This window comes from Gracilibacillus sp. HCP3S3_G5_2 (assembly GCF_052063305.1).
Lineage (GTDB): Bacteria > Bacillota > Bacilli > Bacillales > Amphibacillaceae > Gracilibacillus.
Window position 1 is genome coordinate 227374 of record NZ_JBQHXU010000007.1, and the last position, 25110, is coordinate 252483.

Sequence of the window (25110 nt, forward strand, 5' to 3'; positions counted from 1 at the left end):
AGCTTATCGGGAGCCCGTTAAACCTTCCATCTATTCTTAACATTTGTACAACATGCTAGTACATTATCAATCAATAAGTCTTGAGAAGAGTAATTTAAACGAATCAAATTAGAGTATTGCCTTCTCTATCACAAGTTTAAAAAGAGTGGCACTAAGAAGGATACCACCACAGCACTAATTGTCATTGCTAACGCACTAACCGCGCCATCCTGTTCACCTAATTCTAAAGCTTTTGAAGTACCGATTGCATGTGAGGCTGTTCCGATTCCTATTCCTCGTGCAACGGGATGCTGAATACGAAATAATTTCAAAACGAGTGGTCCAAACATTGCACCACTAATTCCAGCTATCATTACAAATACTGCAGCAAGTGATAAATTCCCACCAGCTGTACCTGTTATACTTAATGCTACAGGTGTTGTAACTGATTTAGCCGCCACTGACTTGATAATCTCATCTTCAAACCCTAACCATTTTGCTCCTACGATACCAGTGATTACGCCAACAATCGAACCAGCAAATACGCCAACAAAAATCGTACGTGCATACTTTTTTATTAAATCCAGCTGACGATATAGTGGTAACGCGAGTGCTACAACGATTGGTCCAAGAAACAGATCAATCCATTGACCTCCGAGCATATACAATTGATAAGGAATATCGCTAAAGCTTAGAAATATAATGAAGAAACCAGAAGTTAAGAAAATCGGTAATGTAAAAGGGCTCGGATATTTACCATATAATTTTTTAGTACCAACATAAACGGCAATCGTGATGCCCAGAAAAATAACACCAATCCACAAATCAGTCATGAGCATTCACTTCTTTCTTTACTAACCAAGATGTAAGGACTCCATTAATGACGATGATTAAAAACGTGCTAATAACTACAAGTGGAATCATTAAACTTCCTTTACCATAAAAGAAATCTAAATATTGGACAACACCTACTGTTACAGGGACGAAGAAAATCGGCATATCCTTCATCAGTAAGTCAATTCCGTCAGCTATCCACTCCACTCGAATTATTTTTGCTGTCAACAACGCAAAAAAGAGCAACATGCCAATAACGCTGCCCGGTATGAATAATGAAAAAGCGGACTGAATGGTTTCACCGATATAATAAAATAGAAAAAGCACACTGATCTGTAAGATAATTTTTAGATATTTCATGATAAGGCCTCCGCTCTTATCATACGCCTTACAGAAGTATGTGCGCAAGTTTAATAATTTAGCTCCTTTTGCAAACATTCCTTACAATAGATGGTGCCATTATGTTGATAATATTTTTTAACAATTGTGGACCCCAGACTATCTTGTAGTCTACTGCGAAAAAAATATTCTTCATTAAATTGCAGTTGTCGTGAGCATTTGTCACATTTAATTTTTGCTATAAACATTTGTTCATCAGCTCCTGCTAACATAGTAACATATTCACAAGGTTATCAAGTAGTGAAAAGTTGGTATACTAACTCCAAACTACTTTATCCACAATATCCCCAAATACTCGTCTATTTTAGTGCTGAATAATCATCCTTATCAAAACAAGATCCACAACCCTTATGCACATTATGCACAGGGTTGTGGATAACTTTTGTGGGTAGTTACATTGCTTCTCCACCCTCAGCAAGAGATTCCTTATGAGAGAAGTAATTTTCTTTGGTAATAACGTATAAATCATAAACAGGCTGTTCCTGTTGAGCATTAATTTTTTCATGAATGTCAGGATAGATTTCGTTACCATACATGACAAAAGGGACTTTTAATATCGCTTTTAATGAACGTATATTTGTACGTCTAATTTTGATGAAAATAGCGTCCATTTCATGATGGTAAAAGAGTTCCTCAAAGAAAGCATCTTTCGCTAATTTATTGTAGCCTTTGCCAAAGTAAGGCTTGCCGATCCATGTCGCCAAAAAGCCTGCATTATTTTCTATATCAAACAAATTAATCGTCCCGATTGGGTTATACCATTCATCAAGAATAGTCCGAGAGATCAATTCACCACGTTCTTCCGCCTCGATGGTCTGCTTCGTTAAAAAGTAAAACTCGTCACTAGAATAAGCTTTATGTCTCACATATGGAAATACTTCCGGATCTGACATTAAATCAAATAAAACGGGAGCATCTTGGACGTCTCTATTTTTAAGCATAAAAAATCCCTCCTTAAACCTTGGAGGGTGAGAAGAAGACAGGAACATGGCATAGTAGTGTTCTTCTCACCCTCGAATTTTTATCAAACTTTAAACAAAAATTCGGGGTGGGAATCGAACCCACTAGAACCAGCTTTGCTAAAACTGGTGGCGCACCATTTGCCTTCCCTTACTATAAACTGCTCTGGCAGTAATACTTACGATTTCGTACCCCTATCTTACACAATAAACAGGATAATTGTAAATAGAAAATCCTAAAAAAATAGTAAAAAATTTTGAGTAAAATGAAGAAAAATTAAGAAAATTTACATTACGTTCATATAAGTGTCATAAATGAGCTTATATCATTAATTAAGACGATTAATTGCAAATTTTGGCTAATACTTGCTCGATGGTAGTATAATGAAAATCATACCGAATGGACGAGCATTTTTAGGTTAAACCTTTTTCTTATCAAAAACCTCCAATATTGTTTGTGGAACATACGTTTGTTTGATAAAATGAAAAAAGAGGTGATAAAATTGCCTGAGATTTCCAAAATAACGACCCAAAAGAAATCGAAGCACCGTTTTAATATTTTTTTAAAGGAAAATGAGCAAGAATATTACGGTTTTAGTGTGAATGAAGATATTCTAATTGAATATTATCTTCGAAAAGGGTTATTCCTTACAGCTGAGATGATCGAACAAATTCAAGAAAAAGATGAATCCTATAAGGCATATGCCCTTTCTGTTAAGTATTTAAGTTATCGGATGCGTTCTGAGCAGGAACTGATTGACTATCTACAACGAAAAGAAGTGGATGATACTTATATTGGTGAAGTAATAAGCCGTTTAAAACAGGAAGGATTAGTGGATGATCTTGCCTTTAGTGAGGCATTAGTACGAACGAGAATACAGACATCTAGTAAGGGGCCATTATTAATTAAAAAAGAACTCACGGAAAAAGGCATAAATGCCACTATTATGGAACAGGCACTATCCCTCTATACATTTGGGAAACAATTTGAAAAAGTGGAAAAATTATTACAAAAGAAATTACAAGCTTCCAGTAAAAAGTCCCGACGGCAACAAATGGACAGTATAAAACAATCGTTAATGCATAAAGGCTTTACATTCGATGTTATTTCAGAAGTTCTCAATAATATGGAGCTAGAGCATGACCATGATGAGGAGTACAATGCGATCTTATTCCAAGGGGAGAAGCTAGTAACGAAATATCAGAAAAAAAATAGCGGTTATGAATTGAAACAAAAAGTAAAAGCAGCTTTATTTCGGAAAGGTTTTCCAGCTGATTTAATCGAACGTTTTATGGAAGAGAAGTTAAGTGAGCACTGATTAGCTAGTGCTCACTTTACCTTGAATATAGGCAATCGCCTCAAAGACGTCATCGACAACATGTGCCGCTTTTTGTTGAACAGGTTCCGGTGCGGTACGCATTGCAAAGCTGTATGCTGTCATTTCGAACATCGGGATGTCATTATACGAGTCTCCGATCACAGCTATTTCATCTGTTTTTATATGCAGGTATTCTGCCAATACTTTTAAGCCTAATGCCTTAGACACACCTTTCGGCACAATATCCACACAACGCGGATCAGATAAATAGCTTTCACTTACCTCATGAAACTCTTCATTGATCTTTTGCTGAAAACCTACAATGTCTTTTTCTTCTCCAAGTAGCATGTATTTACTAGGTAAGAATTGGTCATGATAATCATTGGCAAAATCAACACCTTCTACAAGTGGAAAATATAAAATTTCTTCTAATGCTTTAATTTCAGGGGTTTTAAAAGAAATATAAGCTTCATCAGCGGTTGTAATGCAGAAAGGATTTGGAAAAGCACTTATTGCATGATGTAAGGCACTGCTAGTTACTGCATCAAATGTTTTAGCAAAAATTTTCTGATTGTCTTTCGTGTCAACAAAAGCACCATTTTGACTGATGCGATGAGCATCATAGTTTATTTCTTTGCAGATTTTTACAATATCTCGTTCCATTCTTCCAGTTGCTACAGCAAAATCGATATTATGCTCTTTTAAACGGTGAATAGCATCAATATCTTCTTGTTTAACAATATTGTCAGCTTTTAATAATGTTCCATCTAAATCTGTCGCAAATAATTTAATCAAGTTCGATCATCCTTTTAGTTTAGATTATCTTCATTATACAGGTGAATAGCCTATATACAAAAATAATTCGATACGGGTAATGATATTTTTACATTTTCCATTTGAGTGGTAAAATAAAAGTAGAATCTAACATGGTGGTGTAACAATGGAGCGTAGATATAGTACATATACTGTTGAGGAGTTACGAGCAGAAGTAGCACAACTGAAGGAAAAATTGCAAAAAGCAGAACAATGGGGAAATGTGAGTGAATACGAGATCCTCCAGCGAAAAATGCAAATGGCAGCTGCATATCTCGTTAACCCGGCGGACTTTAAGAAGGGAGAACGTTATGAATTAGCTGGTGATCCTGGCCAGACTTTTGAGATCACGTATTTCAATGGCGTATTTGCTTGGGGACATCGCATCAATTTACTAGGGCAAAAATTTGAAAAAGAAGAAGCTGTGCCATTATCAATTTTAGGAGATAAACAATCTTAATATAAGTGAGGGAAAGATAGATGCAAGACGAGATTCAAAGGCTAGCAGAAGAACTGCATCAAAAGAATCCATCTTTAACGTTACTGGAGGCAAGAAGCTGGGTGGAACTACTTTGGGAAGATTTTGAATCCACAAGAGCTAGAGCAGGGAGGAAGTATGAGGGAATTGAAGTGACAAAGAAAATTGTGCGCCATTGGATAGAGCAATATGGTGATAAATTAGATGACTTCGCTACCAGATACCCAAAATATCAACAACTAATCAATGGTGGTAATAACACTTTACATTAAAGAAGAGGTTGAGACAAAAAGAAAGTGTTTCTTCTAGAAACCGGACAATATGCTAATAGAGCGTAGGAAATATACGTAGACTTCTGTGAGAAAGCGGAGTATATTTCCGAAGCGGTATTTGCACCATTTATGTTCGGAATGTCCTGGATAAAAAACACTTTTGTCTCAGCCTCTTCAAATAAATTGAACTGTACAGCTCCAAGGTACAGCAAATTTCCCTCGTGTTTGTATGATCGATAACATCGATTGATTTTCGCTAATTCTGCATATTAGATAATATTACCCTTTAAATTTAATTTATCCTGCAATTTTTTCTCGGAGAATATCCAGCCTGTATAAGAATTCATCATTCTTCCATTATCATCAATTTGAACAACAGCTACGAATGGATAATGCCCCTCTGAGCGATAGCGTAAATCAATAAATCGGACTTCGGTAAAATCATCATGTATATTGATTTCCCACCTGTAAATGGGTGAAAAAGATAAAAAAGCGGAAATATTCTTATCCTTCATGGCACATTTTATGATTGGATCGTCAGGCAGTGGAACTCGATAGAACTTATCGTCAATTTCAATATGACCATCCTCCACTCTACCAACAAAGTAGTACTGGTCTGTTGTTAAGGCAATACGCCAGATATTTTGCTTTATTGTTGGTGAGGTGGCAATCTTTTCGACATGCTCGAAATGTTCATGAATCATCTTTACAATTTCCCGCTTGTCGATATATCGTTTAATGTAATACAATACAATAATAAAATAAATCATTAACCAGGTGTAGCCAGGGTTAGCGCCAAGTAGCCATGCAATGATCCCGATAACATGAAGACTAAAAATGTACGGATCAAAGGTGCTGATGAACCCGTAAGCTACCCATTTTTTTGTGAAGGGTCGGTATGCTTGTGTGCCATATGCATTGAAAACATCTACAAATACATGTAAAAAGACAGCCAGAAATGTCCATAGCCATAAATGAATAAAGCTCACTTCTGGAACAAATAAGTAAATAATCGAGGAAATCAGGATTCCCCAGATAATGACAGCTGGGATGGAGTGAGTAATGCCGCGATGATGCCGGATATAGGTGGCGTTATCACGGAGCTTAAGCACGGTATCAAAGTCAGGTGCGTGTGATCCTATAATTGTCCCTGTCATAACTGCCGCAAAAAGAGTCGAATTTTGCTGGATAGTGGGATCTAATGTTGCTAGGCCACCTAAGGCAATACCCATTGTGATATGAGTACCTGTGTCCATCTATGCTGCCCCTTTCTGTTTTTTATTAAATAAAAAATGTATCGCGGAGATACCTACGGAAGTGCCAAAACCTAGCAACTTCCCTCCAAGTGTGTGCTTCGCTTTCTTTAAATAAATTGTATCACGAAGGATGAATAATTGTGAAATATACGTCTACTATTAATATACCCCAGTTTCAAGAAGATCTAATCACATGGTTCGAAAAAGAACAACGCCAGTTACCATGGAGAGAAAATCAAGATCCTTATCGAGTATGGGTGTCTGAAATCATGTTACAACAAACGAAAGTTGATACTGTTATCCCATATTTTCAAAACTTTATGGAACGTTTTCCAACATTAACAGCTTTAGCAGAGGCTGATGAACAAGAAGTATTAAAAGCATGGGAGGGATTAGGTTATTACTCGCGTGCTCGTAATTTACAAACAGCAGTTAGAGAAGTAGTCGAACGTTATGATGCCGAAGTACCGGAAGATCCAAAGCAATTAGCTGATCTTAAGGGTGTTGGACCATATACAAAAGGTGCAATATTAAGTATTGCATTCAATAAAGCTGAGCCAGCAGTCGATGGAAATGTAATGCGTGTTCTTTCCCGTGTTTTGCTAATTGAGGAGGATATTGCAAAGCCAAAAACAAGAAAAACATTTGAAACGGCAGTACGAGAATTAATTTCAGAAGAGAATCCATCTGCTTTTAATCAAGGATTAATGGAATTAGGTGCTTTAGTGTGTACGCCGGCAAAACCGAGTTGCTTATTATGTCCGGTGCAAGAACATTGTATCGCATTTCGTAAGGGGGTAGAACAGACTTTACCGATAAAAAAGAAAAAAATAAAACAATCATCTGATACTTATTTTGCGCTAGTTATCCAAGATGATACAGATAATTTTCTTTTGGAGCAAAGACCTGCTCAAGGATTACTTGCTCAATTATGGCAATTTCCGATGGTAAAAGCCGAAGAAGTTGATCAAAGACATCTGGCTACATATATTCAAGAGAAATTTCACGTTGAAGTGGTTAAGCTTAATGATCTTGAACCAGTGAAACATGTTTTTTCTCACCTAACCTGGTATTTGAATGTGAAATACGTTCGAGTAAAAGGTGAGATCTCGGTACCTGAAAATATGGAGCATTTATCGAAGAAGGATATTGAAAAACATCCATTACCAGTATCTCATCAAAATATTTATAAACAATTATAGCAAATTATGCGTATGTAAAGGAAACTTTATAAAGTAAATGAAAGCTTTGTTGAATATGCGTTTCTGTATAGGAAAGCCGTCGTATCCCCCACCAAAAAAGTAAATGTTTTTTTGGATAAAAAGAGATTATCATGGGTAAATTAATGGTCGTGGAGGTGATATTGATGGCTAAACGTAACAACAACCAAGCAAACCCAAGCAAGACAAATGCTGCTGAAGTAAAACGTCAAAATCAACAAGCTGCACAAGGTCAAGGACAATTCGGTACTGAGTTTGCTAGCGAAACTGATGCACAAGAGGTTCGTCAGCAAAACCAAAAGTCTCAACAAAACAAAAAATAATTATACAATGTTTAAAAAAAGCTTGACTCTCCCATTATTGAGAGTCAAGTTTTTTTGTATAAAGATCTGTCAGGTGACGTAGCTAAATTCTCCTTTTTTTAAAAAAATGTATGTCTCTCTTTCAAGAAATAGGTCTAAACTGATATAAAAACCTCACCACTCGCAATTCTTACCAGATTTCAATTGTATTATTTTCAATTGTAAATATTTATCGTTATAATTAATAATACTAAATAACAGAAAGGACGATACGTATGGATGGCCTTGAACCAGGGAAAACAATCCAAATCCAAAGCTATAAACATAATGGTCAGCTCCATCGTGTCTGGGATACAACAACGGTATTAAAAGGTACAAGTAATCGTGTGATTGGAGCAAATGATAAAACGTTAGTTACGGAAAGTGATGGTCGCACATGGATCACAAGAGAGCCAGCGATTTGCTTTTTTCATGCGAAATATTGGTTCAATGTAATCGGAATGTTACGAGATGATGGCATTTATTATTACTGCAACATTAGCTCGCCATTTGTATTTGAAGATGGAGCTGTAAAATATATAGATTATGACTTGGACGTAAAAGTATTTCCAGATATGACATATACGCTATTAGATGAAGATGAGTATGAGTTACATAAAACGCAGATGAACTATCCGAAGGTATTAGACAAAATACTATGGAACAATGTTGATCATTTGCTGCGCTGGGTAAGGCAGCGTAAAGGGCCATTCTCGCCAGAATTTGTTGATCAATGGTATGAGTTATATTTAACATATCGCTAATAAAAATATAATGCATCATGTAAGGGGAGGGGGAGCAATTTGGACAGTATAAAAAGATATATGCAATATGTCTTTCCATATAAGTGGAAGATATTACTGACGGTATTGATAGGGATCGTGAAATTCGGTATCCCTCTTTTAATGCCGTTAATTGTCAAATATGTAATTGATGATATTATTGGTGCCCAAGGATTAACTGCAGATGAAAAATTATCGCAATTATTTTGGTTAATGGGAATTACTGCTTTCTTATTCATTGTTGTCCGTCCACCAATTGAATATTATCGTCAGTATTTAGCACAATGGACAGGTAACAAAATTTTATATGATATTCGTGAAAAATTATTTGATCATATTCAGCGATTAAGCTTACAGTTTTATTCACGTACAAAAACAGGTGAAATTATTTCCAGGGTAATTCATGATGTGGAGCAGACGAAGAATTTTGTCATGACAGGATTAATGAATATTTGGCTCGATATGATTACCATTATTATTGCGATCGGGATTATGTTATTCATGGATGTATGGTTGACAATTGTAGCCATCGCGTTATTCCCACTTTATGCGATATCCGTGAAGATTTTTTATGGTAAATTACGAAGCTTGACGAGAAAGAGGTCTCAAGCACTAGCGCAAGTACAAGGTCACCTGCATGAACGCGTACAAGGTATTCCTGTAACACGGAGTTTTGCATTGGAAGATTATGAAGAAAAAGAATTCGATAAACAAAATAAGAATTTCTTAGAACGTGCAATAGACCATACTGCTTGGAACGCGAAGACTTTTGCAGTGATGAATACGATCACTGATCTCGCTCCATTGTTAGTTATTGGATTTGCCGGATATTTTGCGATCACTTCTGATTTAACAGTAGGGACAATAGCGGCATTTGTCGGCTATATGGATCGCGTCTATAGTCCACTAAGAAGATTAATTAGTTCCTCAACGGTTCTTGTGCAGTCAATCGCATCGATGGATCGTGTTTTTGAATTTATTGATGAAAAATATGATATAAAAGACAAGCCAGATGCTAAACCGTTGAAAAGTGTGGCTGGAGAAGTGACATTCGATCATGTTTCGTTCCGTTATGAAAAAGAGGAAGAAAAGGTGTTGAATGATATTTCACTTCACGTCAAGCAAGGAGAAACGATTGCTTTAGTTGGGATGAGTGGAGGCGGAAAGTCCACTATTATTAGTCTCATTCCCAGGTTTTATGATGTAACGAGTGGTCGAATACTTATTGATGGTCATGATATCCGTGATGTCCAGGCTCGATCACTTAGAGATAAAATCGGGATGGTATTACAGGATAATATCTTGTTCAGCGAATCGATTGCAATGAATATTCGTATGGGGAAACCTGAAGCAACTGATGAAGAAGTTGTAGCAGCTGCTAAAGCAGCCAACGCACACCAGTTTATCACTGATTTATCCAATGGTTATGATACTCTTGTTGGAGAACGCGGAGTCAAACTTTCAGGTGGTCAGAAACAGCGAATTGCTATTGCCAGAGTTTTTCTAAAAAATCCACCACTATTAATTTTAGATGAAGCAACATCTGCACTTGATCTCGAAAGTGAACATTTAATTCAGGAAGCTTTAGAGAAATTAGCATCTGATCGGACTACTTTTATCGTTGCACACCGTTTATCAACGATCACGCATGCGGATAGGATCGTGTTAATCGAAAATGGTGAAATAGTAGAAGAAGGTACACATCAGCAATTAATGCAAAAGCAAGGTCACTACTATAATTTATATCAAGTGCAAGAATTAGATAATGAATAATAAATGCCCCGTAAGTAATAACTTACGGGGCATTTACATTAGAAGAAGGTAGAATATTTTTTCTTTTCTTCGTATAGGTAAAGGAAAGATTAGTGTGAAATTTCCGAGAACTATTTAGCAATTTTTGTAAATGCAACAATTCACGGTGGTATTCCATGAGCCTCGAAGCTAGAGGAAGTAAAGACATTCTCTCACTTTCCCCATGTTTATAAATATTTATCACTGTTTGCGCAACTCGGGGAATATCAGGATCTGTGATTTCCTCGATTGGTTTGGTGGGATTTTTTTTGATTTTGCCCATAGCACTTAACATTAAGCGTTCATGTGCATAAATGATTTTATCAAGTTCACTTACTAAGACCCTTTGGAATTCTTTAGGAATCTCCTCGACTTTATCATCATAATGATGGAAGGATTCCAATGTATCTAGTGACCTTCTTGACGTATTAATCATTTGTCTGAAGATAACAAGCTTGCGTAATTTAGGCATTCGAGTTTTTCTGCTATAAATTCTTTCCTCACTAAATAAGAGATAGGTGGTGTCAATTTGACGAAGTTCTCGCTGCAAACGGTCAATCTCTACCCGTAAAGCTGGATTATCTGACAGGTGCCTAGTTGAAATTCTGATCCATTGCAGGATATCAGTGGTCATCTGATTAATCGACTTGAATAAGCGAATATCATATCTCGGTGGTAAGAATATCGTATTAACGAAAAATGCAGATAAGATACCTATCGATAAAGCGAGAAATCGAACTCCGCCAAAATGCAATATCGTCAATTCCGTTGTTTCCATTACGGCAAGAAGAGCAAAAATTGCTAAGGAGATTGTATTTTCGCTCATTTTAAAATACATGCAAATAGCAATAACAATAATTACTGAAAAGCCAATCACAACAGGCTCATTTTCTAAGGCAAAAATCACCGCGACCCCAATTCCGACACCGATAAAGTTTGCATAAAATTGCTCCATCGTTGTTTGGAAGGAGCGATAAATATTTGGCTGGATAGCAAGTGCTGCGGCAAATCCGCCATATGTTGCGGCTTCAATTTCAAACAATCGACAAATGTAAATTGCGATGGTCATTGCCAAAGCTGTCTTCATAACTCTTGCCCCGAGTTTCATAATACAATCACCTTCTGTTTTGGATTCATTTCATCAGGAAAACTACCGGAAAAATCCAAGTATGAAATACCATTCACTGTGAAAAATAGATATAGTACTATATAACCGTTGGATGGAAGGGAAAAACGTGAAAGATAAAAAATTAGATCTCATTGCACTAGCATCAATACCTTTAGTCATGACATTGGGGAATTCCATGTTAATCCCAATTCTTCCGATTATCGAAAAGGAAATTAATATTACCTCGTTTCAATCCAGCCTTATAATAACTGTATATTCAATTGTAGCTATCCTTTTGATCCCTTTTGCAGGCTACTTGTCCGATAAGATCGGTCGAAAAAAAGTGATCATCCCTAGCCTTATCATCACTGGGATAGGTGGGCTTATCTCTGCTTTTGCAGCATGGAAAATGCAGGATCCGTTTATCATGATATTAATTGGTCGTTTTTTACAGGGGATAGGTGCTTCCGGGGCCTTTCCGGTAGTGCTTCCGACTGTCGGTGATATGTTTAAGGACGAAGAAGAAGTCAGTGCCGGACTGGGTATCATTGAGACATCGAATACCTTTGGTAAAGTATTAAGTCCTATCATTGGGGCAGCGCTTGCCATTTTTATTTGGTTTTTACCGTTTTTGTTTATCCCGATCTTTTCGGCAATTTCCATTCTCTTGGTGGTGTTTCTTGTTAAGCCTCCAAAAGATGATAATGAAAAGCAAAAACAAACATTTAAAGAGTTTATCCAATTGATAAAGAAGGTTTTTCATGACAATGGAAAATGGTTGGTCAGTACTTTTGTTATTGGTTGTATTAATATGTTTGTTTTATTCGGCTTCTTATTTCATTTTTCTACTTTATTAGAAAAAGATTACCAGATGGAAGGGATTATGAAAGGGTTAGTTCTTGCTATACCATTATTATTCTTATGTGTTGCATCATATGTGGCAGGTAAGAAAATAGGTAAAAATAAAGTGGTCATGAAATGGGTTATCCTGATTGGAAACCTTATCGGAGGTGTCCCACTTCTTTTTATCAAGCCAGATGTAACGATGGTCTATATCTCTATTATGCTGTCGATTGCCGGTATTGGTATCGGTATTTCATTGCCGGCACTTGATGCGTTAATAACTGAAGGGATAGAGAAGGATGTCAGAGGAACAGTCACCTCTCTTTATAGTAGTATGCGTTTTTTTGGAGTTGCTGCAGGGCCTCCGATCATCGCTATTTTTATTGAAAGAAATCCAGACTGGATGTATTACTTCTTAGCGGCATTGAGTGCACTAGCGATTGTGATTACCTTTCTTGCTATTAAACCTAGTCCTGAGGAAAGTGGCTAAATGCTTAATAACATAGAGAAAACCCGTTTCATTGGATTGAAACGGGTTTGTTCAGCTTTTTTATTGTTTAGTAGGAATGTCTGTGTGTAACGGCGGGGTGACTAACCAACCTTTTTCTTTATTGAGACGAAGCATTTTTGCTCCAGCTTGAGCATGATTCATATGGAACTGTCCAAATAGCATAGCAATATCTTCTCTCGTACTTTGTGCCATAATCGTACTGCAAGCAACTAAGGCTTTGGCAATATTAGCTGAGATCATAGTACTAATTTCCGGGTCATTAAATCTTGCTCCGACTGGAATATTTTCTAAAGTCGCATAGGAACGTTCAGGTGGTGAAGGAGGAAGGGCAATACCATTTACTTTTAGTATTTCCTCGATACGTTCACTTTCCTGTTTGATTTGAGAAATACCATCTTCTAGCTGTTTTATTAAGTCTTGATCACCGCAATGATTCAAAAATGTCTGGTAAGTGACGTAATTACCTTTGGCTGCTAATAAGTAGGACCAAATACTTGAAATTTCGCCATAATGTAAAGGTTGTTTTTTCGGATCTCCTGAAAGGATTCCCATTATGTTCACTCCTTTTCAAAAGGACTTACGAATGTAAGCCTCGGTTTTATTATTGAGTTAGTTGCTGCTGGCATTGCTGACATAGCTGCTGAATCTGTTGTAGCTGTTGGGCAGCATTACGTTCTACCTGTGCCATATTCTGTTGGGCACCCATATTCGCTCCAGCTTGCCCTTGTAATTGCTGCGCATTTTGCTGTTCCTGCTGTTCTAGTTGTTGAGCAATTTGTGTAATTTGCTGAAGTGCCTGCTGAATCTGTTGTTGATTAGCCATATTAGATCATCCTTTCTACATATAGTACATAGCTATTGTGTGTATTATCGTTGGAATCTATACGGTGGGAATAAAACTATTTTGCAGAGAAAAACTATAGTAGGAGGTGTGAAGGATGATTAGTTTAATTGTCAAAATAGTAACGGTACCAGTTGTTTTGCTGCTTGCGATGTTTATAACAGATAATGTGCAATATGGAGCAATGTGGCAGCCGTTTTTAATCATATTACTTTTAATAGCTAGTGGGTTAGCACTGGAATATGCGTTATTGAACAGTAGAATGTTATGGACAAGTGTTGCTATTGATTTAGTTACAGCGTTTTTAATTATCTATTTTATTTCCAATCTGTTTGCAGGTGGCTATGTTTCATTCGGTGCAGCGTTAACGCTATCAATCATTTTAGGTATTTGTGAATACTTGTTGCACCGCTTCTTGCTCAGATCCGGAAACGTCGATAATGTACCTGCATGATAGTCGATAATGATAAAATAAAAAAGAAGAAAAGAAATTTATCAATACAAAAAACCAAACGATTATTCAAATAGAGCTTGAAATCGTTTGGTTTTTCCTATTTATGAGGAACATACTACGTACTAACTTATTTTGATTCGTAGTAATTTTGAGAGGCTATAACCATCGCTCCGGCTGTCCACTTTCCTTTCCACGGGTTTTTCTCCTCAGCTAACTTTGGTAAGTAAAGAACACTTACCAAAGTGGATCTTCGGATAAAAACATCCCGTAGGAGTGAAAGCAGACCTCTCCGCTAGTAAAGATGTACCAAAACTATTATTGCAGCTAGGATGGTGCATCTAGCTGAAGAGCATGCCCCTCAGTATAGGAACACTGTGAAAGCTTGCTTGAACAGATGTTGACTTATGCCCTATGGATGAAAGCGAAACGGTCAGCCGGAGCGAATGCTTGGCACTCAATATCATAAAACTATGTTAGTGAACAGTAGCCCTATATTGCGCAACAATACTTATTTTATAGGTTGATGTTAAGAAAATAGGTTTTGTCCTAATCTCTTTGTCCCGTTACTGGGCCATTTCGGCAAAAGCCTGATTGATGCAGGTAATCGTATGTTGAATATCTTCTTCCGTATGTGCTGTTGTTAAGAACCAAGCTTCATATTTAGAAGGAGCAAGATTGATCCCTTGTTTTAGCATCAGTTTGAAGAACTGTCCAAATTTCTCACCATCGGAAGCCTCAGCTTGCGCATAGTTCGTTATTTTTTCTGCTCCGAAATACAAGGTTAAGGCACCTTTTAAACGATTGACCGTAATATCAATGCCGTGCTTCTCAGCAGCAGCTAGCATTCCATTCTCCAGCTTCTGTCCTAATTGGTCGAGTCTCTCGTAGACGCCTTCCTCTTCCAACACCTCTAAACAAGCAATCCCTGCTGACATCGATGCTGGGTTGCCGGCCATTGTTCCTGCTTGATAGGCTGGTCCTAGTGGCGCGACTTGCTCCATAATTTCTGCTTTACCACCGTAAGCACCAATTGGGAGACCGCCGCCAATAATTTTACCCATTGCAGTCATATCTGGTTCTACACCAACTATTTTTTGTGCGGAGCCGTAAGTAAAACGGAACGCTGTAATCACTTCATCGTAAATGACTAATGCACCAGCATCGTGTGCGAGGTCATTGACCTGCTGTAAAAAACCTTCTGCAGGCTCGACAATGCCAAAGTTTCCGACAATTGGTTCGACCAGCACAGCAGCAACTTGATCACCCCAGTGCTGAAGTGCTTCTTTAAATGCTTCAATGTCGTTAAAAGGTACCGTAATAACTTCCTGAGCAGTTGCTTTTGTGACACCAGCAGAGTCAGGGTTTCCTAAAGTGGAAGGACCAGATCCTGCTTGAACAAGCACCGCGTCAAAATGTCCATGATAACAGCCAGCAAATTTGATTACTTTTTCACGGCCAGTATAGGCGCGAGCAACACGAACGGTTGTCATCACCGCTTCTGTCCCAGAATTAACGAAACGAACTTTGTCTAACGATGGAATCGCTGCTTTTAATTTTTGCGCAAACGTGTTTTCAAGCTTTGTTGGTGTGCCGTATAACACCCCATTCTCGGCAGCATGCTTGATCGCTTTGGTGATATGTGGATGAGCATGACCGGTAATAATCGGACCATACGCTCCTAAATAATCGATATATTTATTGCCATCAACATCCCAGAAATAGGCGCCTTCCCCTTTTTCCATATAAACTGGGGAACCACCGCCAACTCCTTTATAGGCACGGGATGGAGAATTAACCCCTCCGACAATATGTTGTTGAGCTTCTTTATGTAAAGCCTCTGATTGAGTAAATTGCATGCAAAAAACCTCCATGATTAAAATACAGCTATTATTACGGCGTTAACCGTCTGTAAGCCCCACTTCAAGTAAGTCTGCTCTATGAAGCTAATGGGGCTCAGGTGAGCTAACCACCTGATAAGTTTCACTTTGTCATTATAGCACTTTTAACCACAGAGAGAAAAATAGCTTACATCACTTGTTTTATTTTATGGATATACAGTCCGCGAATGAAGAAGAAGTAAACCGCATATATCAGTAAATAGCCACTAATCAGTGTGACACTTGGCAGTAAAACAGATGATTTCAACATATTTTGTAGTGCCTTAAAAGCAAATCCAGCATGAATGGTCGCTATGATAAAAGGGATGAAAAACAAATAGCCGACTTGTTTGGTCGCAATTTTTTTCATTTCGCTAATAGTAAGGCCAATTCTGTACAATGCTTGATATTGTCTTATATCCTTGTCTAGATCTTGATATATTTTGAAATAGAGAATCGATCCAGCTGCAAGGAAGAAGAGAACACTAATAAACATTCCGAAAAATAACGCGTAGGATAAGGTGTTCCTAAGCATTAAGTACGAACTTGCTTTATCTGAACCCGTTGTAATATCAGAATTGACCTTTTCTATATTTTCATTAATATATGCTGCATTGGCCACCCAATCATCAATGATTAGGCCAACATAGCGATAATGCTCATTAGGTTCTGCAACAGAGGCAAATTGATCATATACTTGGTCACTAACAACAACGGTGTAACTTGTATGGATGTTAGAATTGACAATCGATAAAGCATTTTCTGCTTGCACTGTTTTTTGATAATTTTCGGATTGTAACGTTAATTCTCCCTCTAGTGGATTCGCAAAGCTCATTTCATAAAAGAAAGCCAACACAATTGCCTCGTCATCTGTCAAATTCCCTGTTCCTTCTACCTCGTTAAATGCTAATAAAGTTTGATAATCTGAATAGGAAAGCAGGTTAACCCATCTTTCGCTGTCATCGCTAGTTATTAGTGCTTGGGTAAGATTAACGGATAATGACTGATAAGTGATATTTTTCTTTTCAAGTGCTGTTGTAAATTGTTTGACTTCCTCATCCATCTTCTCGATATTTTCTATCCCTTTACTGATGAAAGAGGTATCCTGTGGTATATTAGCAGTTGCTTCTGATTCAGCACTTTCGAACACACCGTACATGACTCCTGAAGCGGTGAATGCTACAGCACTAAGGATAGTAACGAAAAACAATAACCTAGCATGGTCTTTTAATTTATATCCTAAGTCCGAAACAGTTAGCAGATTCGTTTTATTAAAATAAAGCTGTTTATTTTTCTTCAAAAGCTGAATAAACAACACCGAAAATTGTGTAAATAACAGATAAGTACCAGGGATAATCAAGGCTAAAATAGGCATCATTCGGTATCCGATCGACACCATATCCGATGTCCATGCTAAATAATAAGCAGCAATGATTAGTCCGAAACCAATAATAGCAAGTATCCAAGAAAATCCAGGTGTTCTCTTTGGTGCTTTTGCACCTTGAAATAGATGAACGATCGAATGAACCCGTAATGTCCATACAACCATTAATGAATTCAATTCAAACATAATGAAATAGCAGACAAATGTTAAGACGAGTGCTTTCCAGGAAATTTGAAAACCTAATGAATTCTCAAGGTCAAGCAGATTAGAAAAGCCCATAATAAATAGATTGGCAAAAAGCATTCCAACGAATATCCCTGTAATAATGGAAGCTAACCCAATAATCGTATTTTCTAAAATTAACAGACGGTTTAGCTGCCGTTTGCTAATACCAAGTGTCATTAGAATACCGTATTCCTTCTTACGGGATTTAATAAAAGCACCTGTAGAATACAGCACAAACAAAAAAGAAAAACCAAAAATGATGACTTCAGCAGCGGTAATACCAACTTCGACAGTATGTTGAAAATCATAATTTTCAATTTCTGGGTGAAACATAATTACAGCATATATAAAGAATACAGCTACTGAAAACATACAGCTAAAGAAATAACTGAGATACTGTCGGCTGTTACGTTTAACATTATTAAACGCGAACTGTCTGAAAGTCATCAGTATCTCCCCCTAGCATCGACTGCACATTTAAGATCTCCTGGAAAAAAGATTGACGGTTATCCCCTTTGTTAAGCTCATTGAATGTTTTTCCATCCTTTATAAACAATATTCGCTCACAGAAGCTGGCAGCAAACGGATCATGTGTCACCATTAGCGTAGTGGCTTCCTTCTCCTTGTTTAACTGAGAGAGAGCTTCCATCACTTGTTTTGAAGCTTTGGAATCCAAGTTTCCCGTTGGTTCATCAGCAAAAATAATCGCTGGTTCATGAATAATGGCTCGGGCAATAGCGGCGCGTTGCATCTGACCGCCGGAAACTTCAAAGTTGCGATGCCGCAAGATAGTATCAATCCCTAGTTGTTTAGCAATGAGTGCTAATTTATTTTCCATATCCTTTACTTTCCATCCGTCTAATGTGAGTGGTAGCATGATATTTTCTGCGATGGTTAATGTATCTAATAAATTAAAATCCTGAAAAATAAAGCCCATTTCTCGTCTTCTGAATTTGGCAAGTTTTCCTTTTGACAGACGAGTAATTTCTTCGCCGTTGATCGAAAGTGTACCAGCAGATAAGCGATCGATTGTTGACAGGACATTGAGCAGTGTTGTTTTGCCACTTCCTGATGGACCCATTACACCGACGAATTCGCCTTTTTCAATCGTAAGTGAAATGTTATCAATTGCTTTGTGCTCAATGCCTCGTCGGCTGCCATATACTTTTGAAATATTTGTTGCCTTTAATATACTCAACGTTATCATCCTCTCGTTAACGAAAAAAATGCTGAATCAGTTTTGTGAAATATTAGTGGAAACACTTTTTATTATAAACAGAATATAGCGTACAACCTATTGATTATCCTTTCAAAATAAAAAAGAAACCTTACATTTTTGTAAGATTTCAGTTAGGAACGATCAAAACGGAGGGTTATTGTTGTTCCCTTTGTGACTGCAGAACTCACTGCAAGTTGATGTTCTAACGAATCGCAAATCTGTTTAGCAAGAAATAACCCCATCCCAGTTGACTCGCGGTAGTGTCTGCCATTATCACCAGTGAAAAAAGGGTCAAAAATTCGCTTAATGTCTTGTTTTGGTATACCAATTCCATGGTCGATAATCTTTAATTCAACGGCACCTTCCCAAACAGCTCCTTGATAATGAATAGTGCTATTTGTGTTGCTGGCATATTTGATGGCATTGCTGGTGATTTGTTCCAGTACAAATCCAAGCCATTTTTGATCAGAATAAATATGTAACGACTCATCGATTTCCACTTTCGGATAAACCCGGTTACGAATAAAGCTCGATTTATACTCTTGGATAATGGTGTGCACCAAATCTTTTAGGACAATTTTTTCAACATGGAAATCACGTTCAAACTGTTGCAAGCGGGACTGATATAACGCAAGCTGCAAGCCGTGCTTGATCCGATCTAATTCCTCATCCATATTTTGCTTTAATGGAGCAGGGAGGTTTTGTTCTTCCTTTTCTAAGGTTAAGCGCATCACAGATAAGGGCGTTTTCATCTGATGAATCCACTGCTGCATAAAAATAGTTTCTTGTTTTTTTTCGGCGTGAAGCTGTTCTACCTGCTGCTTATAGCTTTGATATTGCTTTTCGTAGTGTTCCTTCAATTGGGTAGTGAGGTGATCTGGTGTATCCGGTAGCCAAGCAGATTCTGTCACATTATCGACCGTATACCGATAGATATCACGATATTTGGTGTAACGAAAGATGTGGTACACAATTAGAAAAAACGTGACGATCAGGAACATGTAGAAAAAATCATTTTTTCCAAGGCTTGCACCACCAAGCGAACTCGCTAGCTGGGCGACTATCATTACTAAAATTATTTGCGAATAAAAAAAGATAATCGAACCTATTTGATCTTTTAGGTAACTTTTCATGATGAATGCTCCCAAACTTTTTCTAATTTATATCCTGCACCACGAATCGTCTTCAATGCATCCTCTATCCCAATGTCAGCAAGTTTTTTTCTTAATCTTGTAATATTAACACTTAATGTATTATCATCCACGAAATCTTGATCATCCCATAGTCGTTCTAAGAGAAATTCCCGTGAAACAATTTTTTCTACTTGCGTCAGTAATGCTTGAGCTAATAAACATTCCTTTTTTGTTAACAGACACTGTTCCTCTTGAAACGATAAGATAAATGTTGAGGTATCAAGCTGCAGGCCGTTTACTTCAATCAAGCTTGTATTTTTCTCCGAACGGTATTCACCGTATACACGGCGCATCAGACTTTTGATTTTCGCCAGAACAACCTCTAATTGAAAGGGCTTGGTGATGTAGTCATCTGCACCATTCTCAATTGCCATGACCTGATCCATGCCACTATCACGAGCCGAGATAAAAATAATCGGACAATTACTGACTGCTCGAATTTTCCTACACCAGTAAAAACCATCAAATCTTGGCAAATTAATATCTAATAAAACAAGGTCAGGCTGATAGTCTTGAAATTCTTCCTGGATCAGATCAAAGTCGTTAACAGAAGCAATTTCATAATCATATTTTTGTAAGAAATCTGCCAATATATCGCGAATTTTTGGATCATCTTCGACAATATAAATACGTCTCATTCGTCATCACTCCTACTTCTACATCGTATACTAAATATAGGAAAACATAAAGTGAGATTGTAGAGCGGGGAGTTCTATTAATGATTAGCCAATCTCATCAAGGAATGAGAGCTGTGATAAATAGCTAGGGAGGGGAGCTATGGTTGCCGTTATTTCGGTTCTATTAATTGTCTTTCTATTAATAGGAAGTTTATACGCTTTTATTTTTGGAAAAGCACATCAACGCAGTTATTTTTCTTATGAAATCTTTTATACGTTACTTGTTGTCTATTTCACCGTCCTCACCTCATTTGCCAGCTTATATTTTGTATTATCCTTTAAGGGAGTATTATTATTGGACGATGGTAAGCTAGAAGATTTGCCACCACTTGAAACATTAGCACATTCGTTTTACTTCAGTGGGGTCACCTTAATGACCGTCGGCTATGGTGACATCACTCCTGTAGGGTGGGGGAGGCTTTTGGCACTTATTGAATCATTAATCGGCTATATTTTGCCCACAGCATTCTTTCTGAAAATATGGCAGGGTAAAGGAGAACGGAATGTATATTAGTTGAGAGTTATGCCAAATTCATATACGCTTGAGATACAATGATTGATGGAGGTATGATAATCATGACAGTTGAAGTAGGACAACCAGTACAAGATTTCGAATTAACGAATAATAAAGGAGAAAAAGTAAAACTCTCCGACTATAAAGGAAAAAATGTCGTGCTTTATTTCTATCCAAAAGATGATACACCAGGCTGTACAACAGAGGCTTGTGATTTTCGGGATAATTATGAAAGCTTTCAGGACTTAGATGCAGTTATTCTTGGTGTAAGCCCGGACTCGGAAGAAAGCCATAAAAAGTTTATTGAAAAACATGAATTACCTTTTGAATTACTAGTAGACGAAGAAAAGGAAGTAGCGGAGCAATTCGGTGTATGGCAATTAAAGAATAAATTTGGTAAAGAATATATGGGGATTGTCCGTTCTACCTTTATTATCGATAAAGAAGGTGTCTTACAAAAGGAATTCCGTAATGTACAAGTAAAAGGTCATGTCGAAAAGGCGTTAAACTACATTCGGGAAGAATTGTAAGAGAAAAAAGTGTAAGCACGCGAAAAGTGCTTACGCTTTTTTTCAATTTATAATGAAGGGTGAAGATTATGCGAATTTATACAAGATCAGGTGACAAAGGGGAAACATCCCTTATTTACGGGAAAAGAGTACCGAAAAATGATGCGAGAGTGGAGGCATATGGTACATGTGATGAAGTAAATGCCGTAATCGGACAAGCGATCAGCTTTTTGGAGCAGGAAGCTTTTCGAGAGAAAGCTGTATTAATAGAAGAGCTTTATCATATTCAAACGGTTCTTTTTCATGTGGGGTCAGAATTGGCTACTCCTGAAGGAAAAGAAGTAGCATGGAAACTAGAACAGCGCCATGTTGATTCCTTAGAGCAACAGATCGATAAATGGCAGAAAGATTTACCAGAAATACGTAATTTTATTTTGCCATCCGGTCATCTTGCAGCAAGTGCACTCCATCATGCCAGAACGGTAGCAAGGAGAGCGGAACGAATGGCTGTTGGACTGCAGGATCAATTACAGGATTCACTGACGATCAAATATTTGAATCGTTTATCGGATTATTTGTTTGTTGCTGCCCGTACAGTGAATCACCAGTTAAACGTGGAAGAGAAGTATTTACAAGCCGATATTTAATGGACGACTATCATAAAATTAGCAGTTACTCGTATACTTATATTGACAGACCATGGAGATAGGGAGTACACTAATTATAAGAATTATAAAGTAATAATTGTGTTAATACTGGTACTGCTGTAAAATAGTACTAATATACACTGGAATATTACAATTTGTAGGAGAAAGTGAGGTGCATGGCGGTGTCAGAACATATGCTACAAGAAGCGGTAGATAAATTAAAATCTTCAGGCGTTCGAATTACACCACAGCGTCATGCGGTGTTGGAATATTTATTAAAAGCGGAGATCCATCCTACTGCTGATGAAATTTATAAAGCATTGGAAGGAAGATTCCCTAATATGAGTGTTGCAACTGTTTATAACAATTTACGTGTATTTCGTGAAATCGGCCTTGTTCGTGAATTGACTTATGGAGATTCATCCAGCCGTTTTGACTGCAATACATCTAAGCATTACCATATTATATGTGAAAACTGCGGGAAAATCGTTGACTTTCACTATCCAAGCCTTGATGAAGTAGAGTCATTAGCAGAACAGATCACAGGGTTTGATGTAAGCCATCACCGAATGGAAGTATATGGTGTTTGTCAGGAATGTAAAAAAGAGAAAAATCAAATATTCTAAATACACGGGCACTTTTGCGCGTGTTTTTTTGTATGGATGAGAAACAAAAAAACGTCGCTGTTCACTCAGCGGCGTTTTTTCTTTGAATTATAGCTTTCATCAAACTCTTTTCCTTCTAAGTCCCTGTCTAATGTAAGAGGCTGCTTGCAATGCATGCAGGCATCAACTCGGCCAAGCATTTTGGTAGGCTTCTCACAGGTTGGGCAAATAATAGGTACAGCTCTAGTAGAGAGCATACCGATCCAGAAATAGACTACTGAACTGAAGATAATCGCGATAGTTCCTAAAATCATAAAGATCAGCATTAACCATCCAATATCTTTAAAGAGCAAGCCAACATACATAATAATGAAGCCGATAAAAACTAAAGATAATGCGAAGGTTCTGATTTTATTTATTTTACTTTTATATGTAATATCCGCCATAGAACTTCCCCCAAAAACATAGTGTATATCTATTGTAGTATAGCATAATGAAATGGAAAATGCTTGTGCCTGAAATATTCTTATATGATAATAATTGTTTACTGGTTCAACTTTTTGGGTAAACGTAAAAAATCAAAAAAATTATAATGGTAGAAAGGGATTTGCTGATTTTTATCGAATTATTAATTATGAATGGATAGAGGGGGAAATCAAGTGGAGGATATCTTACGTCCTATTTATCAAGAGAGAGCTAGTAACCGAAATACAATGGGTATACTGATTATGGAGAAAAAGAAAAAAATCAGCCCTGAGACTGATAATTTTGATTCTATCTTATTAGTAGTTGTGAAAGAGTTAGAAGAGAAATGGATCGTCAAACATTACGAGTTTGGAGAGAAATCGGCAGCATTACATGTTATTGATCGAGATTTATTAGAAGAATGGATGGAAAAAAGTATCTATAGGCGAGCGGTCGAATGGATTATCAATGGGCGAATTATCTATGATCGTAATGAGTATCTAGCAAATTTAAAAGAGACGTTAAGAATATTTCCTGTCGAGAGTAGGAAACTACGTTTAGCAATCGAATTTTCCAAGCTGACTAGAAGCTATACCGAATCACGTGATCTTTTTGAGTCGGGAAATTATTTAGATGCCTACAGCAGATTGTTACGTTCGTTACACTACTTAGGAAGAATTACTATTTTAGATAAAGGTTATCATCCAGAAGTGCTAGTATGGAATCAAATAAAACGAATTGATCCAGAAGTTTATAAGTTATATGAAGAATTAGTGAGAAGTACAGAAGAAATGGATAAGAGAGTGGAATTAATGCTCTTAGCAATTGACTTTGCGATCAACCAACGCACAGAAGTATGTGCAGCACATTTATTAGAAATAATGGGTAAACGTGATGCACCTTGGGGCTTCGGTGAGTTAAAGACACATCCCGAGGTAGCTCCCTATATGTACGATTTAGTAAGTGTAGTCGATTATTTAGTTTCTAAAGATATTATAGAAGTAGTATTAGAAGAAACGAAAAGTACAACGATTCGCCACCGCAAATATCAAGTTGTGAAAAAGTAGGAGCTCAAATGTTCCTGCTTTTTTCAATATAAGGAAGGAATAATTTTAATAATTAAGTTTTCACCTATTTGACTTATGAACATATACTATTGATGTTGGTGCCAGAAAAGAGCTTTTATCACAGATGCTAATAAAGAATAAAAAAAGTATGAAAAAGTTGTTGACACTTAAAACAAAAGCGTGTTATATTATTAATCGCCGCTTAAAACGGCAGCAACAAAAATGTCATCAACTTTAACAAGTAAAAAGAATACACGAAAAAAAGTTGTTGACAATTACGAAGTTAAATGCTATAATATAAAAGCTGTCGCAAAAAAATGACAGTAATAATTGATCTTTGAAAACTGAACAAAACAACCAGTATGATTTTAAACATGAAACAAGCTAGCTTATAGAAGCGAGTGCAAGTCAACTTTAATTGAGAGTTTGATCTTGGCTCAGGACGAACGCTGGCGGCGTGCCTAATACATGCAAGTCGAGCGCGGGAAGCTAACAGATCTCTTCGGAGTGACGTTAGTGGAACGAGCG

The 25110-nt window shown here is 37.2% G+C and carries 28 protein-coding genes and 1 rRNA gene; 15 read left to right on the forward strand and 14 right to left on the reverse strand.

Translation table 11 applies throughout. The annotated features are described in order from the left end of the window. Positions 1-128: 128 nt before the first annotated feature. From ACTNEP_RS12400 to ACTNEP_RS12410, 3 genes are all read right to left on the reverse strand, one after another. Complete coding sequence (locus ACTNEP_RS12400; RefSeq protein ID WP_441162327.1) at positions 129-812, reverse strand: LrgB family protein; 684 nt, start codon at positions 810-812, stop codon at positions 129-131. Beyond that, complete coding sequence (locus ACTNEP_RS12405) at positions 805-1173, reverse strand: CidA/LrgA family protein (protein WP_441162328.1); 369 nt, start codon at positions 1171-1173, stop codon at positions 805-807. Before ACTNEP_RS12405 ends, ACTNEP_RS12400 begins: the two co-directional genes overlap by 8 nt. Positions 1174-1604: 431 nt before the next feature. Next, positions 1605-2153 carry a GNAT family N-acetyltransferase gene (locus ACTNEP_RS12410; RefSeq protein WP_441162329.1) on the reverse strand — a complete coding sequence of 183 codons (549 nt, stop codon included), beginning with the start codon at positions 2151-2153 and terminating at the stop codon, positions 1605-1607. A gap of 512 nt (positions 2154-2665) precedes the next feature. On the opposite strand from ACTNEP_RS12410, the gene recX reads away from it, so the two are divergent. Further along, complete coding sequence (recX, locus tag ACTNEP_RS12415; protein ID WP_441162360.1) at positions 2666-3490, forward strand: recombination regulator RecX; 825 nt, start codon at positions 2666-2668, stop codon at positions 3488-3490. On the opposite strand, the gene ACTNEP_RS12420 is transcribed toward recX, so the two are convergent. Beyond that, positions 3491-4285: an HAD family hydrolase gene (locus ACTNEP_RS12420; RefSeq protein WP_441162330.1), complete on the reverse strand. Its 795-nt coding sequence runs from the start codon at positions 4283-4285 to the stop codon at positions 3491-3493. It lies immediately after the preceding gene. Positions 4286-4430: 145 nt separating this feature from the next. On the opposite strand from ACTNEP_RS12420, the gene ACTNEP_RS12425 reads away from it, so the two are divergent. Beyond that, positions 4431-4763: a YfhH family protein gene (locus ACTNEP_RS12425; RefSeq protein WP_441162331.1), complete on the forward strand. Its 333-nt coding sequence runs from the start codon at positions 4431-4433 to the stop codon at positions 4761-4763. Positions 4764-4783: 20 nt separating this feature from the next. Continuing rightward, complete coding sequence (locus ACTNEP_RS12430; protein ID WP_441162332.1) at positions 4784-5053, forward strand: YfhJ family protein; 270 nt, start codon at positions 4784-4786, stop codon at positions 5051-5053. A gap of 269 nt (positions 5054-5322) precedes the next feature. On the opposite strand, the gene ACTNEP_RS12435 is transcribed toward ACTNEP_RS12430, so the two are convergent. After that, positions 5323-6309 carry a metal-dependent hydrolase gene (locus ACTNEP_RS12435; protein ID WP_441162333.1) on the reverse strand — a complete coding sequence of 329 codons (987 nt, stop codon included), beginning with the start codon at positions 6307-6309 and terminating at the stop codon, positions 5323-5325. A gap of 140 nt (positions 6310-6449) precedes the next feature. Here ACTNEP_RS12435 and mutY point away from each other — a divergent pair, with 140 nt between their 5' ends. The 4 genes from mutY (at position 6450) to ACTNEP_RS12455 (ending at position 10425) form a co-directional block, all read left to right on the forward strand. Next, the gene (mutY, locus tag ACTNEP_RS12440; protein ID WP_441162334.1) at positions 6450-7511 is read left to right on the forward strand and encodes an A/G-specific adenine glycosylase; all 1062 of its coding nucleotides are present in this window, start codon (positions 6450-6452) and stop codon (positions 7509-7511) included. Between the two features lie 164 nt (positions 7512-7675). Further along, positions 7676-7852 carry a gamma-type small acid-soluble spore protein gene (locus ACTNEP_RS12445; protein ID WP_018932584.1) on the forward strand — a complete coding sequence of 59 codons (177 nt, stop codon included), beginning with the start codon at positions 7676-7678 and terminating at the stop codon, positions 7850-7852. Positions 7853-8106: 254 nt separating this feature from the next. Further along, on the forward strand, positions 8107-8634 hold the full coding sequence (gene ntdP, locus ACTNEP_RS12450) for a nucleoside tri-diphosphate phosphatase (protein ID WP_441162335.1): 528 nt from the start codon (positions 8107-8109) through the stop codon (positions 8632-8634). 39 nt (positions 8635-8673) lie between these two features. Continuing rightward, entirely contained in the window at positions 8674-10425 is a 1752-nt protein-coding gene (locus ACTNEP_RS12455) for an ABC transporter ATP-binding protein (protein WP_441162336.1), read from the forward strand. A 22-nt stretch (positions 10426-10447) separates the two neighbouring features. On the opposite strand, the gene ACTNEP_RS12460 is transcribed toward ACTNEP_RS12455, so the two are convergent. After that, positions 10448-11551: an FUSC family protein gene (locus ACTNEP_RS12460; protein WP_441162337.1), complete on the reverse strand. Its 1104-nt coding sequence runs from the start codon at positions 11549-11551 to the stop codon at positions 10448-10450. Positions 11552-11678: 127 nt separating this feature from the next. Here ACTNEP_RS12460 and ACTNEP_RS12465 point away from each other — a divergent pair, with 127 nt between their 5' ends. Then, a complete protein-coding gene (locus ACTNEP_RS12465; RefSeq protein ID WP_441162338.1) occupies positions 11679-12884 on the forward strand; it encodes an MFS transporter in 1206 nt (401 codons plus the stop codon). 60 nt (positions 12885-12944) lie between these two features. On the opposite strand, the gene ACTNEP_RS12470 is transcribed toward ACTNEP_RS12465, so the two are convergent. Continuing rightward, positions 12945-13457 (reverse strand): DUF3231 family protein, encoded by a 513-nt coding sequence (locus tag ACTNEP_RS12470; protein ID WP_441162339.1) that lies wholly within the window; start codon positions 13455-13457, stop codon positions 12945-12947. 49 nt (positions 13458-13506) lie between these two features. Continuing rightward, positions 13507-13728 carry a hypothetical protein gene (locus ACTNEP_RS12475; RefSeq protein ID WP_441162340.1) on the reverse strand — a complete coding sequence of 74 codons (222 nt, stop codon included), beginning with the start codon at positions 13726-13728 and terminating at the stop codon, positions 13507-13509. Positions 13729-13843: 115 nt separating this feature from the next. Between ACTNEP_RS12475 and ACTNEP_RS12480 the strand changes: the two genes are divergently transcribed. Then, the gene (locus tag ACTNEP_RS12480) at positions 13844-14200 is read left to right on the forward strand and encodes a DUF2512 family protein (protein WP_441162341.1); all 357 of its coding nucleotides are present in this window, start codon (positions 13844-13846) and stop codon (positions 14198-14200) included. A 563-nt stretch (positions 14201-14763) separates the two neighbouring features. Here the strand turns inward: ACTNEP_RS12480 and ACTNEP_RS12485 are convergent. The 5 genes from ACTNEP_RS12485 to ACTNEP_RS12505 form a co-directional block, all read right to left on the reverse strand. Next, positions 14764-16056 (reverse strand): glutamate-1-semialdehyde 2,1-aminomutase, encoded by a 1293-nt coding sequence (locus ACTNEP_RS12485; RefSeq protein WP_441162342.1) that lies wholly within the window; start codon positions 16054-16056, stop codon positions 14764-14766. Positions 16057-16225: 169 nt separating this feature from the next. Beyond that, positions 16226-18133 (reverse strand): FtsX-like permease family protein, encoded by a 1908-nt coding sequence (locus ACTNEP_RS12490; protein ID WP_441162343.1) that lies wholly within the window; start codon positions 18131-18133, stop codon positions 16226-16228. After that, positions 18108-18884 carry an ABC transporter ATP-binding protein gene (locus tag ACTNEP_RS12495; RefSeq protein WP_441162344.1) on the reverse strand — a complete coding sequence of 259 codons (777 nt, stop codon included), beginning with the start codon at positions 18882-18884 and terminating at the stop codon, positions 18108-18110. Before ACTNEP_RS12495 ends, ACTNEP_RS12490 begins: the two co-directional genes overlap by 26 nt. Before the next feature lie 152 nt (positions 18885-19036). After that, the gene (locus ACTNEP_RS12500; RefSeq protein ID WP_441162345.1) at positions 19037-20038 is read right to left on the reverse strand and encodes a sensor histidine kinase; all 1002 of its coding nucleotides are present in this window, start codon (positions 20036-20038) and stop codon (positions 19037-19039) included. After that, positions 20035-20736 (reverse strand): response regulator transcription factor, encoded by a 702-nt coding sequence (locus ACTNEP_RS12505; protein WP_441162346.1) that lies wholly within the window; start codon positions 20734-20736, stop codon positions 20035-20037. Before ACTNEP_RS12505 ends, ACTNEP_RS12500 begins: the two co-directional genes overlap by 4 nt. Positions 20737-20875: 139 nt before the next feature. Between ACTNEP_RS12505 and ACTNEP_RS12510 the strand changes: the two genes are divergently transcribed. The 4 genes from ACTNEP_RS12510 to perR all read left to right on the forward strand — a co-directional run bounded on the left by ACTNEP_RS12510 (position 20876) and on the right by perR (position 23071). Further along, positions 20876-21289 (forward strand): ion channel, encoded by a 414-nt coding sequence (locus ACTNEP_RS12510; RefSeq protein WP_441162347.1) that lies wholly within the window; start codon positions 20876-20878, stop codon positions 21287-21289. 62 nt (positions 21290-21351) lie between these two features. Then, positions 21352-21819, forward strand: coding sequence for a thioredoxin-dependent thiol peroxidase (gene bcp / locus ACTNEP_RS12515; RefSeq protein ID WP_441162348.1), 468 nt, complete (start codon positions 21352-21354; stop codon positions 21817-21819). A gap of 68 nt (positions 21820-21887) precedes the next feature. Further along, complete coding sequence (locus ACTNEP_RS12520) at positions 21888-22445, forward strand: cob(I)yrinic acid a,c-diamide adenosyltransferase (RefSeq protein ID WP_441162349.1); 558 nt, start codon at positions 21888-21890, stop codon at positions 22443-22445. Between the two features lie 176 nt (positions 22446-22621). After that, the gene (perR, locus tag ACTNEP_RS12525) at positions 22622-23071 is read left to right on the forward strand and encodes a peroxide-responsive transcriptional repressor PerR (RefSeq protein ID WP_441162350.1); all 450 of its coding nucleotides are present in this window, start codon (positions 22622-22624) and stop codon (positions 23069-23071) included. Positions 23072-23136: 65 nt separating this feature from the next. Here perR and ACTNEP_RS12530 read toward each other — a convergent pair whose 3' ends face one another. Continuing rightward, positions 23137-23496 (reverse strand): YgzB family protein, encoded by a 360-nt coding sequence (locus ACTNEP_RS12530; RefSeq protein WP_441162352.1) that lies wholly within the window; start codon positions 23494-23496, stop codon positions 23137-23139. Between the two features lie 213 nt (positions 23497-23709). On the opposite strand from ACTNEP_RS12530, the gene ACTNEP_RS12535 reads away from it, so the two are divergent. Together ACTNEP_RS12535 and ACTNEP_RS12540 are read left to right on the forward strand one after the other, a co-directional pair. Continuing rightward, positions 23710-24582 (forward strand): nucleotidyltransferase-like protein, encoded by an 873-nt coding sequence (locus tag ACTNEP_RS12535; protein ID WP_441162353.1) that lies wholly within the window; start codon positions 23710-23712, stop codon positions 24580-24582. A gap of 414 nt (positions 24583-24996) precedes the next feature. Then, positions 24997-25110 (forward strand): 16S ribosomal RNA (locus ACTNEP_RS12540); the annotation flags it as partial.